This is a genomic window from Nocardia sp. NPDC049526 (assembly GCF_044465765.1).
Lineage (GTDB): Bacteria > Actinomycetota > Actinomycetes > Mycobacteriales > Mycobacteriaceae > Nocardia.
Genome location: NZ_JBITMA010000004.1, coordinates 568,487 through 585,493, shown reverse-complemented (window position 1 = coordinate 585,493; position 17,007 = coordinate 568,487). Strand labels below are relative to the sequence as shown.

The window sequence follows — 17,007 nt, the reverse complement described above, 5'->3', positions numbered from 1 at the left end:
CATGCGGCCAGACGATTCTGGACCTCGTTCTATCGGTCCCATCGGGCATTCGAGGAGTCTCGACATGGTCATACAACAAGCCGTCATATCCCGAGCAGCCGCCGAGGCTCCCGCCCGCGCACCGGCGGGGCCGACCACGGAGGTCGGCGCGACGGGGAGCGAGGGCGTGGTTCGACCTGCGATGTGGTCGGGTGGGCCGGTTGGCGAACTGATCGCCGAACATATCGGCGCCCTGCACGTCACGCACTCGACCATCGCGAACCCGCAGTCCGCCGAGTTCGCGGCCCGGGTCGGCAACGGCACCCGCACGGGAAGGTGGCGGCTGAGTTGGCTCCCCGAAATGGCACTGACCCGAACGCAGGCCATCAGCGCAATGGTGCTCGAGCGAATCCTCATCACTCATGATCTCGACAGCGCAACCATGCTGCGGGTCATGAGTCTGCTGGCCGCCGACCTGCGGATGCCGCTGCACCAGCTCCTCGTCCGCCTCTCGTCGCATCAGGAACGGGCAGGTGCGCCGCTTCGCGGTGGTTCGGCAACGTGCGCGAGGTCTGCTATCGAGGTGTCTATTCCGCCCAGGGGTTGCCGAGGATGACCTCGACGAAGTCGGTTCGGGTGAAGCCGGGTGCGTAGTGGGCGAGGACGTCGGCGTTGACGGTGCCGAAGGTGGAGTCGGGGCGATGGGCGAAGCCGTGGGTGAATGCCGCGAGGATCTGACGTTTGAAGTCGGGGCGCGGATGGGCCGCGACGACCGCCTCGATGTCGGCGCGGTCGAGGTCGTGGTAGCCGAAGCCGAGGACGTCGGTTTCGACTCCGGCGGTGACCATCGCAATCTCCGGGGCCATGTGCTCGGGAATGCCCGGGGTGGTGTGCAGCGCGATGGCAGTCCAGATCCCTTGGGCCGCATCGTGTTCGATGCCGTGTCCGGTGAGGAATTCGCGGGCCGCATCGGCGCCGTCGACCTCGAACCGTTGCATGCTGGCGCCGTACGCCTCGGTCAAGCCGAGGTCGTGGAACATGGCGCCGACGTACAGCAGTTCGGAATCGGGCCGCAGACCGAGTCGCCGGGCTTGCAGCATCCCGAACAGGTACACCCGCCGCGAATGGTGGAACAACAGCGGGGGCTCGCTCTCGCGGATCACCTCGGTCGCGTCGGCGACCAGTCGGGTGTCGGGAATCGGTATTCCGGCGATCTGCTCTGTCATCGAGGACTCCTGGAGTTCGAACAGCCGATGCTCCCAGTGTGCTCGTTGCTAACGATATGCGGATCAATACACCGAATCAGCGGTGTGTGCTGCCACTTTTATGAAGTTGCGGGACATATGCTGACCGGCGTTGCAGGGTAGCTGCCCGCACTGTCCGCCATTGCGAACGGAGGCGTATGTCCAGCGATTCCGAACCGGAAACGACGGGCGTCAACCGACGCGCGGCGATCGGCACCGGCGCCGCCGCGCTGGGTGGAGCAGCGATGGGCGCGGGGCTGATGGCGGCCACCGGCTGCGCCGACACCGCCGCGAGTCAACTGCCGAATACCGGTGAGATCGCCGAGAACCTGCAGAACTCGCCGCATCTGTTCCACCTCACCTCGGCGGATCCGCAGCGTTACGACGGCGGCACCCTCCAAGGCGCGCACGAGGGTAGTTTCCCGGTGCTGGCCGGGCAGAACGGATCGGTCTACTTCGTGCGTCTCGAGCCGGGCGGCATCCGCGAGCCACACTGGCACCCCAGTGCCTGGGAAATGAACTACCACATTTCCGGCACCGCCAAATGGACCATTCTCGGCACCCACTCCGACGGCAGCTACCACGCTCAATCCTTCGAAGCCCATCCGGGCGACCTCGTATTCGCGCCACAGGGCTTCTTCCACTACTTCGAGAACGCCCGCACCGACGCACCTCTCGAGGTCCTCATCGTGTTCAACACCAGCGCGGCGGAAACCAACGACGACATCGGCATCCTCGCCGCGGTCAACTCCATCCCGCGCTCTGTACTCGCCACCGTGCTGGGCATTCCGGAAACCGCCTTGGCGGGCATACCCACCGATATCAAACCGGTCGTCGTCACCAAACGGCACTGAGGGCAATCGCCACGTCCGTACCGACATTCATCGCCGGTCCGGTCCGCGGCGGGCGCGTGTGCGGGTCGTACGGTAGCCCCACACACTCAGCGAACCGGCGAGACCTACGTAGAGGGCGTAGGCGAGGATGACCAACAGCACGCCGTAGTCGCGTGGCCAAGTCCGTGTCGGCAGTACTGCGGCGCACCCGGCGATGATCAGTACGACGCCCAGAACCAGTGCGGGTGCTCCGAGCGCGGCAATATCGTCGTTGCCGCGCTGGGTATTCGGCGCGGGGACGCTTTCGGTGCCATTCGTTGCCGGACGCAGGCCGGTGGGGGCAGGTGTATCCGATGGTTGGGGACTAGATTCCGTCGGAATCCACACAATCAATTCCTCTTTCTGAATCTTTCGACGACTGGGGCCAATTCGGCGGCATTGGTGACGATGTCGACGTGCCCGCCGCCGTGCAGGTGCAGGGTCGAGTGGGGGAGCAGACAGTGCATGATCCGGGAGTTGGTGACGGGAACGACCGGATCGTCGAGGCCTGCGACGATAAGCGTGGGCTGCCGGATGAGCGGCAGCGCGAAGATGCTGGTCCAGACCGATCCGGCCAGCAGTTGGTGGAAGTATCCGACCCGAGATCCGGTGGTCGGTCCTCGCTCGAACAGTTCCTCCACCATCGCGGGTTCGGCACGGGCGGTGCCGCCGTAGAGTTCACCGGCGATCGAGGCGGCGTAGTGATGGTCCCGAAACCGGCGTGGGGTCAGCATTTTCCGCAGCGTTGCCGGACGGCCGGGCACCATGATCATGCCGGTGCCGGTGGAGACCAGGATGAGTTTCCGGCAGCGGCGCGGGTTCTGCAGAGCGAATTGCTGCGCCAATGCGCCACCCCAGGACAGCCCGAGGATATCGACCGGCTGCCGGATACGCAGTTTGCGCAGCAGTTGTCCGAGCATGACGGCGAGATAGGGAAACCCATACGGCAGTGGCGAATTCGCTGACCCGCCGCTACCGGGGACATCGAACCGGACCACTGTCGTGGTCGGGTGGAGGTGGGCGACCAGCGGGTCGAGCACCTCCAGACCAGCCCCGATACCGTTGCACAGCACCAGCGGCACGCCGGTTCCCCAGCGGACATCGACGCGGATCCGTTGTCCGAGTACGGCGATGAGCCGCCGCTCGGTCTGCGGCTCGGTCTGCGGCGCGGTCACGCTTGCCTCTGTGAAATCCATTGCCGGAGTTTCTCTTTCAGTGTTCGAGGACGTAGCTACCCGGCGCGGGATCCAGCGGCGGCAGCTGCGCGGTGCCCAACGCCTCCGGTGCATCGGTGTCGCGGCCGCTGCGTTCGGCCAGCCACGCCACGAAGTTCGGCCACCAGGAGCCCTGCTGTGCGGTCGCGGAGTCCAGCCACTCGGCGGGATCGTCCGGGTCGGCCGCACCGATCCGGTAGGAGGATTTGGCATTTGCCGGTGGGTTGACCAGTGCGGCGATATGGCCGCTGCTGGACAGCACGAACTGCAGATCCTTGCTGCCGAGCAACCGGGCGCTGCGATAGCAGGCCTGCCACGGCGAGATATGGTCCGCGATACCGGCGACGATGTAGGTGTCGACGGTGATCTGGGACAGGTCGACCGGGGTGCCGAGCATATTCACCTGATTCGGTGTGGCGAGGCAATTATGCAGCCCCATCAGCACCATGTCCCGGTGCAGGGCGGCCGTCATGCGGGTGGTGTCGGCATTCCAGAACAGCACGTCGAAGGGCTTCGGTGCGCGGCCCTGGAGATAGTTGTTGACCCAGTAGCGCCACACCAGATCGTTGGGCCGCAGCCATGCGAAGACTTCGGCCAGCGTGCGGCCGTCGAGGTACCCCTTCCGGGCCGACAATGCGATGGCGATATTCGCGGTTTCTTCGTCCATTGCGGCCGCGGCGAAACCCGACCGGCTCTGGTCGAGCACGGTCACCATCAGCGTCAGACCGGCCAGCCGATGCGCCTGTTCCGTCGCGGTCAGATGCGCGGCGGTCATGGCGGCGATGATGCCGCCGGAACACGAGCCTTGCAGGTGGGTGCGATCGGATCCGGTGATCCGCTCGACCACGTCGAGCGCATCGATGATTGCTTGTCCGTACGCGTCGAGCCCTAGGTCACGTTGCGCCACGGTCGGATTGCGCCACGAGATGGCGAACACCTGCTGGCCCTCGCGCAGGAAGTATTCGATCATGCTGCGGCCCGGCGCGATATCCATGACGTAGAACTTGTTGATCACCGGCGGCACCATCAGCAGCGGAACCGTCCGTACGCGCTCGGTCTGCGGCCGGTACTGGATCAATTCGAACAGCTCCGTGCGGAACACCACCGAACCCGGTGTCGTGGCCACGTTTTCGCCGAGCGTGAACGCGTCCGGCTCCACCATGGCGGGGATATGCGGCCGAGCTGACATATCCGCGAGGAAATGACGAAGCCCACGCACCGCGCTGCGACCGCCCGTGTCCACCAACGCTTTCCAAGCGGTCGGGTTCAGCATCGGGTTGTTGCTGGGCGCGAGCCCCTCCATCACATTGTCGATTACGAAACGCATCCACTCGGTGTCACGCCAGTCCAGGTGTGCGTCCGTGAAGAGCGCGTCGACCGTGTCGTTGGTGGCGAGATAGGCCTGCATGGATCGCTTGAACAGTGGATTGTCCCGCCAGCCCGGATCGTCGAAGCGGCGGTCGCCCGCGGCGGGCGCGCGGTCGGAGCGGCCACGGGCGATGGTCATCAGCTCGTGGCCGAGCGATCCGACCTGGTCGGCAACGGTGCGCGGCTGCTTGGCCAGACTCAGGGCCAGCCGGGTCCACGAAGTATTCGGCAGCATGCGCCTGCCGACGCCGACCGCGGACGTCGTCAGCAACAGGTCCAGGGGTGCCGCGAGTTCGTCGGCGCCGTCGATCGTCGTTGTCATATTTCTCCTCGGTACACAGCGGCTGCTTCTCGCCCGCGTTGCGCGGCGGCAGTGCCGCGTTGTGGGCTGCGATGCCGGGGCTGCGTTGTCGATGGGCATCGGATCGGCGGATGGCGTCGGCTCCTTTGCCGACGCGTCCACTCAGGGTTGATGCCGGAACGGTAGATCGGCGCGCAGGTTCGGCCATCGTCCCGAGAGCACGAAATCTGCCCGGATGTTTGTCACCAGCGTGGGTGCTATGCCGGGTCCGGGCGCAATGCCGCCGCCCCGTACCACTGGCACACCAACAGCGCCATCTCGACCCCGAGCCGGTCGTCGTCTATCGGTCGACCGCGTCGCGCCACCGCGCGCGCCACCCGGTACTTCACGGAATTGAAGTGCAGGTTCATCTCCGCGGCCGCGGCCTTATAGCTCGATCCATTGCGCAGAAATACCCGCAATGTGTCCCGGAGCCGCTCGTCGTTGTCGTTGTCGGCAGCCAGATCGCCGAGTACCTCGTGCACCCATTCCCGTGCTTCGGTGATGTCGCCGCACATCAGTGCCGCGGCCGAGAGTCCAGGATCGGTCGCGGAAAACACCGTCGGATGATCCGTGCCGCGAACTAGCGCGACCGCGCGGGCGGCCTGTGCGTGGCGATGCGATCGGCGGAAGCCCTCGACCCCGGCATCGGGTGTGCCGATCGCGAAACAAGGGACATCGGCCCGGTCGCACGCGAAACCGCGGACGGTATCCACCACGTCGGCGGGCAGCGAACGGTAGGGCAGCCAGGCCCATCCGCTGACCCGATCCGCGGCGGCGAAAAGCGGGCGCGCCGACGTGCTCGCCGCTTCGGCCAGTTCTCGCACGAACCGCTGCATCCGGGGGAGCTCGTCACCTTGGTTACTCAGCTCCGGGTACCACAGCACCAGCGCGAGATGATGCCAGCGCAGTGGATAGCGGATCGACTCGGTTGCCGCGTCGATATCGATGGCGCCGGTCCCGCTCAGCACTTCGCGGACCTTGAGTGCGCGGATGCTGTTCTGGTTCTCGAGCCACTGTTCCCGCTCACTCTGGTAGGCGGCGACGACCTGTCGAGTGATGGAGTCGATGTAGCTGAACAGCGTCGTAGTGATGCTTTGCAGGACGTCGATGTGCCGCTGTGCCGCGATATCGCCGTCGCGCACTTCCGCGAAGACCAGTTCGCTCATCCGGCGCTGCCCGACCCAGTAGGCGCGAATCAGGGAGTTGACCGAAACACCATGCTGGGCAAGGCGTTTGGCGTACTCGATCGCCGCGGTGGGCGCCTGGACGCGCGCGACCGGAATATCGTGACGCACCGCGTGCAGCAGTGTTTCGACATTGGCTTCCACGCTGGCACCGAGCAGTTCCAGGGAATGCGTGTCGTCGCGTAACTCGGCTATTTCTGTCTCGAGTTCGCGTCGGATGGCCGCGCCGATTTCCGTCACCCGCTCGTTCATGTGGGCGGCGATCCATGCGACGTACTGGCCGACCTCGACTTCGCTACCGCGACGAAAAGTCGTCACCTGATCATTGTAGGTACCCAGCTCCGGCGCGACCGGAAAAATGCCCGACAGCCTTTGTCCTCGAGCGACAACTGCGGCGCGGAACTTCATTTGCTCGCGACGGTGCTGTGCGACGCGTCGATTTCTACCGTTATCGCTGTTCCCGCCCAATTCCTCGGTTTCAGGACCCGCTCATGAATCTTTCGACATTGCCCGATCGCCGAGCAGCGGCGAATCCGGATGGTCCGGCCCTTGCCGACGACTCCACCGAGCTGACCAACGCCCGGTTTCTGGACGTGGTGCGCCGTGCCGCAACCACGTTGCGCGACAAGGGTGTCGAGCGCGGCGACGTGGTGGCTGTCATGCTGCCCAACACCGTGGACCTGGTCGTATCCTTGTTCGCCGCCTGGCGTTTGGGCGCCGCGGCGACGCCGATCAATCCATCGCTGACCGCCGCCGAGGCCGACTACCAGATCGCCGATGCGGCGGCGAAGGTGCTGATCACCATCGATCCGCCCGCGCTCGCGGTGCCGCCGCTCGCCACGGTGGTGCGCACGGCGATCCTCACGCACGCGGAGCCCTTGGCCGACGTCGGTGCGGAGCCTTCGCAAGACGGTACGGCGCTGCTCATCTATACCAGCGGCACCACCGGAAAACCGAAGGGAGTGGTGCTCGACCACACGAATCTGAACGCGATGTGCCGGATGGTGATCGATGCGTTCGAGCTCACCGACACCGACCACAGCCTGCTGATCCTGCCGCTGTTCCACGTCAACGGCATCGTCGTCGGCACGCTGTCACCGCTGCTGGCCGGCGGCCGAGCCACCGTGGCGGGCCGGTTCCGCGCGGACACCTTCTTCGACCGGATCGAGCGCAGCCGGGCGACGTATTTCTCCGCTGTGCCGACGATCTACACGATGCTGTGCGATCTGCCCGCGCAGGTGCGACCGGATACCTCGTCGGTGCGCTTCGCGGTCTGTGGCGCCGCCGCCGCGAGCGTGGAAGTGCTGACGAGATTCGAAGCGCGGTACGCAATTCCGGTCATCGAGGGGTACGGCTTGTCCGAGGGCTGCTGCGCCAGCACTGTCAACCCGTTGCGCGGCAGGCGCAAGCCGGGAACCGTCGGGTTGCCGCTGCCGGGGCAGAGCGTCCGGATCGCGGGACCCGACGGCTCGCCGGTGCCGGATGGTGCGGTGGGCGAGGTTCTCGTGTCCGGCCCGAACATCATGCGCGGCTACCTGAATCGGCCGGAGGAGACGGCTCGAACACTGGTCGACGGCTGGCTGCGCACCGGCGATATCGGCCGTCTCGACGCGGACGGGTATCTCGTATTGGTCGACCGGGCCAAGGACATGATCATCCGTGGCGGCGAGAACATCTACCCCAAGGAGATCGAGACCGTCGCCTACCAACTGCCGGAGATAGGTGAAGCCGCGGTGGTCGGCAGGGGGCATCCGGTGTACGGCGAGGAGCCGGTGCTGTTCGTCGCGCTCAACTCGGGCGCCGTCCTGGACACCGGCAAGATTCTCGATCATCTGCGCAACGCGTTGTCGAAATACAAACTGCCCGTTGCGATCACGATTCTGAATGAACTCCCCAAGAATCCCGTCGGCAAGATCGACAAGCCCGAACTGCGTCGGCTGTCCGCCGCGGGCAATTGAGTCAGCACGACAATTCGAGGAGCAGAAGAAATGGGATTCGTCGAACCGGATCTGCCGAAGGTCGATCCGGATACATTTTTGCACGAGCCGCTCATGGAACGAATGCGCATTCTCGCGGTCAACTGGGCCGAGAACGGATTCGGATCACCGAGGATGGTGCACAGCATCTATATCCTCAAACTGATTTTCGGCTACGCCCTCGGCGGTGTCGTGGTCGCGACGGTGACTTCGGGTCTGCCCGCGTTCTGGCATATCTCGCAATGGTGGGATCAGCCGATCGTCTATCAGAAGGCGGTGCTGTGGACCGTGCTGCTGGAGGCCATCGGCGTCGCGGGCTCATGGGGACCGCTCGCGGGCAAGGTGCGGCCGATGACCGGTGGCATTCGCTTCTGGGCCAGGCCGGGCACGATTCGGCTGCGGCCCTGGCGGTGGATGCCGTTCACCGCGGGTGATCGGCGCACACCGGTCGATGTGGCGCTGTACTGCGCGCTACTGGTCAGCGTGGCCGTTGCGCTGTTCACGCCCGGCGTGCGCAGTGCGTCGTTGATCGAGGCGGTACCGGACAACACGTCCGGACTGGTGAATCCGGCGCTGCTGATTGCGCCGATCGTGCTGTTGATCGTCAACGGTCTGCGGGACAAGACCGTCTTCCTGGGCGCGCGCGGCGAACAGTATCTGCCCGCGCTGGTCTTCTTCGCGACGCTGCCGTTCGTCGACATGATCATCGCGCTGAAGTTGCTGATCCTGGTCGTGTGGGTCGGTGCGGGCGTATCGAAGTTCGGCAAGCATTTCTCGCTGGTGGTACCGCCGATGGTGAGCAACAGCCCGTCGGTTCCGTTCAAGTGGTTCAAGCGTGCGCACTACCGTGACTTCCCGCGTGACCTGCGCCCGTCCCGGGTCGCCGATGTGATGGCCCACGTCGGCGGCACGACGGTCGAGATCATCGCCCCACTGGTGCTGTTCTTCTCCACCAACATGTGGCTGACCGCGGCGGCGGCCACGGTGATGGTCGTCTTCCACCTGTTCATCGTCTCCACGTTCCCGCTCGCGGTGCCACTGGAGTGGAATGTGCTGTTCGCTTACGCGACGGTCTTCCTGTTCCTCGGCTTTCCGAATTGGCAGGGTTACGCGATCACCGATATCTCCTCGCCGTGGCTGGCCGCGGTGATCATCGCCGGGCTGTTGTTCTACCCGGTGCTGGGCAACTTCCGGCCGGATAAGGTGTCGTTCCTGCCGTCGATGCGGCAGTACGCAGGCAACTGGGCCTCGGCGGTGTGGGCGTTCGCGCCCGGCGCGGAGGCGAAGCTGGACAAGGTGACACGGCCCGCGAAGAACCAGGTGGACCAGTTCATCGCGTTCGGCTACGAACCCACGTGGGCCGAAATCACCATGCAGCAGGTTATTGCCTGGCGCACCCTGCACAGCCAGGGCCGCGGACTGTTCTCGGTATTGCTGCGCGACCTGCCCGATATCGACACCCGGACGGTGCGCGAGGCCGAATTCGTCTGTAACTCGCTGATCGGCTTCAACTTCGGCGACGGACACTTGCACAACGAGGATCTGGTCGCCGCCGTGCAGCGGGAGGCCGCGTTCGAGCCGGGTGAGCTGGTGGTCGTCTGGGTGGAGTCACAGGCGTGGGGCAGCAAGGTGCAGCACTACCAGGTCATCGACGCCGCGCTCGGTGTAATCGAAAGGGGCACTTGGCGCGTGGCCGATGCGGTGGCCGAGCAGCCGTGGCTACCCAATGGTCCGATCCCACTGGAGGTCACGTGGTCGCCCGAGGCGCCCCGGCAGGCAGCAGGGCCCGCCCGCGACGAGCAGGACCACGGGCACGGAGCGCTGGCATGACGACCGCGACGGTGGTGGGCGGTGGGCCCAACGGCCTGGCCGCCGCGGTGGTCCTGGCCAGGGCGGGCGTCCAGGTGACCGTGCTCGAGGCCGCCGACGAGATAGGCGGCGGCGCCCGCACCACCGAGGCGCTGCTGCCGGGCCTGCTGCACGATCAGTGCTCGGCCATCCATCCCATGGCCGTCGGTTCGCCGTTGCTCACCGAACTCGGCTTGGAAGCCTACGGATTAGCTTGGTGCACACCGGAAATCGACTGTGTGCATCCGCTCGATGGGGGCCGGGCGGGCGTGCTCTACCGCTCGGTCGAGGCGACCGCGGCCGGGCTGGGTCGTGACGGCCGACGATGGCGGATGTTGTTCGGCGCACCATCGGCGCGGTTCGACGCGCTGTCGGAGGACATCATGCGGCCGCTGCTGCGCGTCCCGCGGCATCCGCTTACGCTGGCGCGCTTCGGCCTGCCGACTGTCCTGCCCGGCTCCACCCTGGCCCGGCTATTGCGCACCGATACGGCGCGTGCGCTCTTCGGCGGTGTCGCGGCACACGCGTTCCGACCGCTGCACCACCCGCTCACCTCGGCCATCGGTCTGGGCATCATCACTGCGGGGCACCGGTACGGGTGGCCGGTCGCGGCCGGTGGTTCGGGGGCGATCACCGGCGCGCTGGCCGCCTTGCTGACCGATCTCGGCGGCAAGATCGAGACCGGCATCCGGATCGAAACCGCGTCGCAGCTGCCTACCAGCGATGTGACGATGTTCGATCTGGCACCCGATGCGGTAGCCGGAATCTTGGGCGACCGGCTCCCGGCCCGTATTGCCCGCGCTTATCGCGGATTCCGCCAGGGACCGGGCGCGTTCAAGGTGGATTTCGCCGTGGAAGGCGGTGTGCCATGGACCAATCCGGAAGCGCGCCGCGCCGGAACGGTGCACCTCGCGGGCGGCTATGCCGAACTGGCGGCCACCGAACGCGAGATCCACGCCGGACGCATGCCCGATCGGCCGTTCGTATTGATCGGTCAGCAGTACTTGGCCGACCCGCAGCGCTCGGTGGGCGACGTGCACCCGCTGTGGACCTACGCCCACGTGCCCAATGGCTACACCGGCGATGCCACCGAAGCCATCATCGCGCAGATCGAACGGTTCGCCCCCGGCTTCCGTGATCGCATAGTCGGTCGCAGCACGCGCACCACGACCCAAATGAGCGCCTACAACCCCAATTTCGTCGGCGGGGACATCATGACCGGCTCGAAGGACATCCGCCAGCTCGTATTCGGACCGCGAATGACGTTGTCGCCGTACACGATCGGTCTCCCCGGCAGGTATATCTGCTCGGCCGCGACACCGCCCGGGCCCGGTGCACACGGCATGTGCGGCGCCAATGCGGCCACGGTCGCGCTCGACCATCTCCGTCGCATCGCCTGACCGACGAACACACCCACATCACTCGAAGGAGAATTTCATGACCACTCTCGAGACCCTCCCCGTCGCCGCACCGGCGGTCGGCAAACTGACCGGACGGGTGGCCTTCGTCACCGGCGGCACCCGCGGTATCGGTGCGGCGATCGCGCACAGCCTGGCCAACCAAGGCGCGACCGTCGCTGTCGGCTACAGCCGCAGTTCCGAGGGCGCCGAACGCTTCGTCACGGGCTTGCGTCGGATCACCGACAGGTACGGTGCCGCCGCCTCGTCCCATTGCGGCAATGTCGGCTCGGCCGCCGACTGCCGCCGCACCATCGCCGAAGTCATCGTAATCCACGGCCGCATCGACATCCTGGTCAACAACGCGGGCATCACCATGGACAAGACGGTTGCCGAGATGACCGAGGAGGACTGGCACACCGTACTGGCGGTCAACCTCTCCGGCGCTTTCTTCCTCTCCCAGGCCGCACTCGCGCACATGGTGGAGCGCGGCACCGGACGCATCGTCAACGTTTCCTCGGTCGTCGGTGAAACGGGCAATATCGGCCAGGCCAACTACGCCGCCTCCAAATCCGGGTTGTTCGGTCTCACCAAAACCCTGGCGAAGGAGGCCGCCTTCCAGCTCGCGCGTTCCGGCAAGCGCAGTGACGACAGCATCGGCATCACCGTGAATACGGTCACTCCGGGCCTCGTCACCACAGATATGACCGCGGCCATCCCGACGAAGGTGCTGAACGCGCTCACCGGCCGAATCCCCGTCGGCCGCGCGGGCAGGCCCGAGGAGATCGCGCGGGTGGTCCATTTCCTGGCCGCCGACGCGTCCTCCTACATCACCGGACAGGTGTGGAGCGTCAACGGCGGCATGGACATGTGAGTGCGGGGCCTGGAACCGCAGAGCCGTGTCACCCGACTCGGTGGCCACAACGGGCGGCTGAAGACCACAGCCACCAACTCGGCGACACGTCGTCGCGGAGCTGGTGGCTGTGCATCAGAACTCGATCAGTTTGTTGGCGCTGGTGACCTCGTGCAATCTGCCTCGAGAGGTTTCGCCCATGGAACGGGTTTCGGGCTAGCCGACAGCTGGTGCGAGGTCACCGCCGATTCGCGCTTCCGACAGGAAATCTGGGAGCGAGACGGACAGGCGGGCGCTGACTTCGGTCAACCCGGACATCAACGCTTGTGCTGGTTCGGTACCGGTCGTTTGGATGATGATCGGGGCAGGCTGTAGCCCCTCGATCCGTAGTCGGCAAAAGTAGTCCGCGTCCGGTTTCGTAAAAGGCTGCGGAGCATCGACCGTCACGAGTATCGATCGGCCGCTTCGCTGAATCCTCCTGATTACCAAAGCCTTTCCAAATCCGACAGTCATAGCGAAATAGTATGGCCTCGGGCGTATTCAACCGAATACTGCGGGCGTGTCCGAGAACCAGGCGCGTCCTTACCGATGACCACAGGACGACATGCGGGCAGCGCCGGCTCGCCGCCGACAACCCGATGTCTCCGCCGTGGCTAGCCCTGGTACGGGTGGTTGGTGAACTGGATTGCACCGGCCTCCGGGAAGTGGGCCGCGTTGACGGTGACGGTGCCGACGAAGTTGTCGTGGCCGGGGCTGAACAGGGCCGAATAGCCGCTGTTGCCCCAAAAGCCGGGGCCGTTGGCGTGCGCGGTGAAGCTGCCGGTTTCGCCGGTGTCGACATTGCGGTAGTTCAGGGTGATGTCGAGTGAACACTGGCCGACGCCGATCATCTGTGCGGTCACGGTGAAGGCGGCCATGCCCGGATAGGCGTTGCCGTTGACCGACGAGTCGACGATCGCTACGCACGGGCCGTTGGTCAGCGAGTAGATTGTCGCGAACTTACCGCCGCTCGAGTCCGCGGAAGCTGGTGCGGCCATGGCAGTTACGGCTGCTGCGGTCATCGCGGCGAGGGAGAAAGCAGTCACGGATCGAATCGAACGCATCATTACCCCCAGAGATGGAATGGTGGTCATGCCGACGCTATGCCGTGCGACGGTACCAGTCTTCCCGTCATCCCATGACCGTTCGCGCGGAACAAAGCCGGAACCTACAGCGCAACCTCGCGCGATGAGATCACCCGAGGCTGAAGGGTTGGCCCCATAGGGTTTCGGAGTCGTCCATGACGTTGTCGTGCACGGTGACCGTGGTGTAGGCGCGAGCTTCGGCGGCGCCTGCGCAACCTTCCATGGACAGTGTGTGGTCCACGTACTGAGTGATGCCCGATGTGCCGGTGAAGGTGTAGTCCTCGATTTCCTTGGTGGCTACCTTGCCGGGCTTCAACTGAATGCTCAGGGAGGGATCGGCATAGGGCGAGACGCCTGAGTCGCCCGCAGTACCACCGGCGTATCCGCCTGCGGTGACGCCGCCGTTGCCCCCGCCGCCCCCGTCGCCGTTGTTGCCCGCGCTGTCGGCACCCGCGGGCGCGTCGGTTTTCGGCTGGGGCGGCGGCGTATCGCCGCTGCCGTCCGCATGTGTACCGCTGCCGAGATCGACTTGGCAGCCAACGAGGTAACCGGTCTCGATCCGACCGCCGGTGACGGTGATATCGGCGGGCACGGTGATGTGCACCGCCGTCACGCCGGAAACCCAGGCGTTGCGGGAAAGTGGGCTCGCGGCCATCGATCCCGAGATCGTCGCGTGTTCACCGGTGCGGTCGACCGCGACGACGAGGCCATCACGAGTTGTGAACCGGTCGTGGCCATCGGGGAGGGGTATCGCGGTATCGGCTTGTGCCGCAACGGATGTCACCAGCACGACAGGCAGGAAGGCGCACGTCATGATCACGGCGCCCAGTGAACGGCGCATCGCGCTGTTCCTCTCGTTCGATCGCATCACGCCGCTCATCCGACGCTGAACGGGTCGCCGTACAAGCTCACTTCGGCCGACCCCTGGTCGTTGGCCACTGTCAGGGCGCTGAACGCGCGCGCCTGCGCATATCCGCCGCACCCACTCAGCTGGATGCCGCGATTGCGGTAGGCGATGCCGACGGCACCAGCCGCGGGATCGAGCTTCTTGGTGCCGAACTTCACCACCGCGACACCGCCCGGCACCAGTTTGATACTCGGGGTCAATTCCGGTGACACCGAGCCGGGCGACATGTAGACATCACCGCCGAGTGACAGCCCACCGGACAGATCTACCTGGCAGCCGATCAGATAACCGGTCTCCAAACTGCCCGCCGTCGCCCCCGGAGCTGTGGCGTACGCGGTCGCCGACAGCTGCGCCGTGCGTGACATGCCGTTGGCGGCGAGGGACTGGGAGATGATCGCCGTCTCACCGGTTCTGGTCAGATCCACCGGAATTCCCGTCGCCGTCGTCAAGGCCTGCTCGCCGTCGGGCAGCGGCACCACCGTATCCGCATGCGCGAACCCACCTCCGAGCATCAGCACCGCCAACCCGACGCTGATACCGGTCGACCACCGGCCGACGCCATCGATCACCCTCATCAAACCCCATCCTCAACTGCTGCCGGCTACGGGAGAACCTCGCACGCAAACCTGAGCTTCGGCTGGGAATCAGCAGTGTGGTTGCTGTCGAATCCCGCCACCATGGCCAATGGGGTGTACGCGCTCATAGCCGGCTCCTAACTTGTTCCCATTTTCGGCAGAGGTTGGGCCGCAACGATTCTCGCGTCGGGGCGGCAAGGATCGGCCCGACGGATCCAGAACCAGGGAGGAAACGTATGGGAGTCGAGTCGAAGCTGGTCACGGCGGCCGCGGCGGGCGTAGTGGTGTTCGCTGCACTGGGTGTCGGGGCCGGTGTCGCGAGCGCTGATCAGGCGCAGGGGCCGGCAGCGGGGCAGCAGTGCCCGCCGCCGCCCGGCGATCACCAGGGCCCGCCACCGGGCGATCAGCAGGGTCCGCCGCCCGGGGACCCGCAGGGCCCGCCGCCCGGATGCCCCGCGCCCGGACAGTGATCGGCAGCCCTGTGTCCGCAAGGACATAGGGCATTTTTCATGCGGGCGTGCCCGCGTCATCACAACTATGGTGTGGGCGTGCGGATTCGACGGTGGCGGCGCGTGTACCTCGGCGCCGAATACGCGGCGCTGTTCTTCGGCGGAACGACCGCGTACAACGCGGTATTACGAGGCAGACCGCCGATTCCCGCGCTACTCGCATTGGCGGTCGGCGTAACCGGTTACCTGCGGCGTTCCTCGGACTTCGACCGCGCGGCGCTCTGGCGCTCCGAGGCGATCCACAAACAAGCGCGCTCCATGACGGCGCTGGCGGGTTCGAATGCGCTGGCGCTCACCGCGGCGGTCGCGGTGCTGCGGCGGGACAATCTGTTCGAGCTGCCGCGGCGGAATCCCTGGCTGTGGCTGGCGGTCATGGTGCTGTATCCCGTGCTGAGCGTGTACCCGCAGGAGCTGATCTTCCGTTCGTTCCTGTTCCACCGATACGCGCCGGTCTTCGGCGACGGCGTCGGGTTGGTGGCTGCGAGCGCGATCGCATTCGGCTACGTGCACATCATCTTCGGCAGTTGGCTCTCGGTCGTGCTGAGCGGTGTCGGCGGCTGGATCTTCGCCACGCGGTATTTGCGGACGCAATCGCTGTTCACCGCGTCCGTCGAGCATTCGGTGTACGGAATGCTCATCTTCACAGTCGGTTTGGGGCAGTACTTCTATCACGGTGCCGCTCCGGCGGCGCGCATCCAGCGTTCAGGCGCGGCGGCGTAGGGCCTCGATAACTGTCCGCGCCGCATTGGACGGGGTGCGCCGGGCGCTGTATGCGATGGCAAGTTTCCACGGAATCGGTTCGGCTGCTTCGGAATATACGATGCCGGTTGCTCGGGTGGCGACGGACTTCGGTATGAGTGTGGCGCCGAAATCGTTGGCGGCCAACTCCAATGCGAAAATTTGGTCCGCGACTTCGATGACGGTTCGGCGATCGGGGAACAGGATATCCGCGATACCGCGGATGCCCCAGCCCGGCGGGAAATCGATGAATCGGACGCCGTCGAGATCGGCGGTGCGGAATCGGCGACCCGCGAGGGGATGTGTCGGTGCGGTGCACAGGACGAGGGTTTCCGGGTGAACCGGGTGCAATGTGATTCCGGACAGATCGTCGAACATGCCCGCCACCAAGGCGATATCGAGACTGCCGTCGCGCAGTCCGGCGATATTGCCCGCCACTCCTGAGGTGCTCTGACGCATCTGCAGCGTGATCGATGGATATTGCCGGTGCATATCTGCGATCACGGAGGCGAGGTCGATGGTGTGGACGTTCATGAGGTTGCCGATGACCACCTCGCCGCGAACCTGTCCCCGGGCCGTATCGATCGCGTCGACGACCTCGCGCCGGGCCCGCAGCATCGCCTTGGCCGGTTCGACCATCGCGTGCCCGGCCTCGGTGAGTTCGAGCGCCCGCGGCGTCCGGTCGAACAGGCGGGCGCCGAGTTCGTGCTCCAACTTCGCCACACTCGTAGACACCGCGGACTGCACCAGATCGAGTGACCGGGCGGCGGCGGTGAAGGAGCGATGTTCCAGGCAGGCGAGGAAGCATTCGATCTGCCGCATCTCCATGGCGCGAGGCTATATCTATTCTGTAGATGGCTCCATCAAAATTCATCG

The 17,007-nt window shown here is 65.6% G+C and carries 17 protein-coding genes; 8 read left to right on the top strand and 9 right to left on the bottom strand.

Annotated elements, in window-relative coordinates; all coding sequences use genetic code 11:
* Positions 1-64: 64 nt before the first annotated feature.
* Entirely contained in the window at positions 65-595 is a 531-nt protein-coding gene (locus ACIBW7_RS16250) for a hypothetical protein (RefSeq protein ID WP_397047008.1), read from the top strand.
* Here the strand turns inward: ACIBW7_RS16250 and ACIBW7_RS16245 are convergent.
* Positions 567-1,205 (bottom strand): HD domain-containing protein, encoded by a 639-nt coding sequence (locus tag ACIBW7_RS16245; protein WP_397047007.1) that lies wholly within the window; start codon positions 1,203-1,205, stop codon positions 567-569. The genes ACIBW7_RS16250 and ACIBW7_RS16245 overlap by 29 nt on opposite strands.
* Before the next feature lie 176 nt (positions 1,206-1,381).
* On the opposite strand from ACIBW7_RS16245, the gene ACIBW7_RS16240 reads away from it, so the two are divergent.
* Entirely contained in the window at positions 1,382-2,077 is a 696-nt protein-coding gene (locus tag ACIBW7_RS16240) for a cupin domain-containing protein (RefSeq protein ID WP_397047006.1), read from the top strand.
* A gap of 27 nt (positions 2,078-2,104) precedes the next feature.
* On the opposite strand, the gene ACIBW7_RS16235 is transcribed toward ACIBW7_RS16240, so the two are convergent.
* The 4 genes from ACIBW7_RS16235 to ACIBW7_RS16220 all read right to left on the bottom strand — a co-directional run bounded on the left by ACIBW7_RS16235 (position 2,105) and on the right by ACIBW7_RS16220 (position 6,456).
* Entirely contained in the window at positions 2,105-2,443 is a 339-nt protein-coding gene (locus ACIBW7_RS16235; RefSeq protein ID WP_397047005.1) for a hypothetical protein, read from the bottom strand.
* A gap of 2 nt (positions 2,444-2,445) precedes the next feature.
* Positions 2,446-3,291: an alpha/beta fold hydrolase gene (locus ACIBW7_RS16230; RefSeq protein ID WP_397047004.1), complete on the bottom strand. Its 846-nt coding sequence runs from the start codon at positions 3,289-3,291 to the stop codon at positions 2,446-2,448.
* A gap of 16 nt (positions 3,292-3,307) precedes the next feature.
* Positions 3,308-4,999, bottom strand: a complete 1,692-nt coding sequence (locus ACIBW7_RS16225) for a PHA/PHB synthase family protein (RefSeq protein WP_397047003.1) — start codon at positions 4,997-4,999, stop codon at positions 3,308-3,310.
* A 236-nt stretch (positions 5,000-5,235) separates the two neighbouring features.
* Positions 5,236-6,456: a PucR family transcriptional regulator gene (locus tag ACIBW7_RS16220; RefSeq protein WP_397047092.1), complete on the bottom strand. Its 1,221-nt coding sequence runs from the start codon at positions 6,454-6,456 to the stop codon at positions 5,236-5,238.
* 239 nt (positions 6,457-6,695) lie between these two features.
* Here ACIBW7_RS16220 and ACIBW7_RS16215 point away from each other — a divergent pair, with 239 nt between their 5' ends.
* From ACIBW7_RS16215 to ACIBW7_RS16200, 4 genes are read left to right on the top strand one after another with little or no spacing between them, the layout of a single operon-like run.
* Positions 6,696-8,162 carry a class I adenylate-forming enzyme family protein gene (locus ACIBW7_RS16215; protein WP_397047091.1) on the top strand — a complete coding sequence of 489 codons (1,467 nt, stop codon included), beginning with the start codon at positions 6,696-6,698 and terminating at the stop codon, positions 8,160-8,162.
* A gap of 30 nt (positions 8,163-8,192) precedes the next feature.
* Complete coding sequence (locus ACIBW7_RS16210) at positions 8,193-10,010, top strand: DUF3556 domain-containing protein (RefSeq protein WP_397047002.1); 1,818 nt, start codon at positions 8,193-8,195, stop codon at positions 10,008-10,010.
* Complete coding sequence (locus tag ACIBW7_RS16205) at positions 10,007-11,428, top strand: phytoene desaturase family protein (protein WP_397047001.1); 1,422 nt, start codon at positions 10,007-10,009, stop codon at positions 11,426-11,428. The genes ACIBW7_RS16210 and ACIBW7_RS16205 overlap by 4 nt, the downstream gene beginning before the upstream one ends.
* 37 nt (positions 11,429-11,465) lie before the next feature.
* A complete protein-coding gene (locus tag ACIBW7_RS16200) occupies positions 11,466-12,299 on the top strand; it encodes a 3-oxoacyl-ACP reductase family protein (protein ID WP_397047000.1) in 834 nt (277 codons plus the stop codon).
* A 632-nt stretch (positions 12,300-12,931) separates the two neighbouring features.
* Here the strand turns inward: ACIBW7_RS16200 and ACIBW7_RS16195 are convergent.
* The 3 genes from ACIBW7_RS16195 to ACIBW7_RS16185 form a co-directional block, all read right to left on the bottom strand.
* A complete protein-coding gene (locus ACIBW7_RS16195) occupies positions 12,932-13,363 on the bottom strand; it encodes a hypothetical protein (RefSeq protein ID WP_397046999.1) in 432 nt (143 codons plus the stop codon).
* Between the two features lie 148 nt (positions 13,364-13,511).
* Entirely contained in the window at positions 13,512-14,243 is a 732-nt protein-coding gene (locus ACIBW7_RS16190) for an MspA family porin (protein WP_397046998.1), read from the bottom strand.
* Positions 14,244-14,278: 35 nt separating this feature from the next.
* Positions 14,279-14,884, bottom strand: coding sequence for an MspA family porin (locus ACIBW7_RS16185; RefSeq protein WP_397046997.1), 606 nt, complete (start codon positions 14,882-14,884; stop codon positions 14,279-14,281).
* A gap of 236 nt (positions 14,885-15,120) precedes the next feature.
* Here ACIBW7_RS16185 and ACIBW7_RS16180 point away from each other — a divergent pair, with 236 nt between their 5' ends.
* Positions 15,121-15,354, top strand: a complete 234-nt coding sequence (locus ACIBW7_RS16180) for a hypothetical protein (RefSeq protein WP_397046996.1) — start codon at positions 15,121-15,123, stop codon at positions 15,352-15,354.
* A gap of 78 nt (positions 15,355-15,432) precedes the next feature.
* Positions 15,433-16,113 (top strand): CPBP family intramembrane glutamic endopeptidase, encoded by a 681-nt coding sequence (locus ACIBW7_RS16175; RefSeq protein ID WP_397046995.1) that lies wholly within the window; start codon positions 15,433-15,435, stop codon positions 16,111-16,113.
* On the opposite strand, the gene ACIBW7_RS16170 is transcribed toward ACIBW7_RS16175, so the two are convergent.
* Positions 16,096-16,959, bottom strand: coding sequence for a LysR family transcriptional regulator (locus ACIBW7_RS16170; protein ID WP_397046994.1), 864 nt, complete (start codon positions 16,957-16,959; stop codon positions 16,096-16,098). The two genes, ACIBW7_RS16175 and ACIBW7_RS16170, sit on opposite strands and share 18 nt — an antisense overlap.
* Positions 16,960-17,007 lie beyond the last annotated feature (48 nt).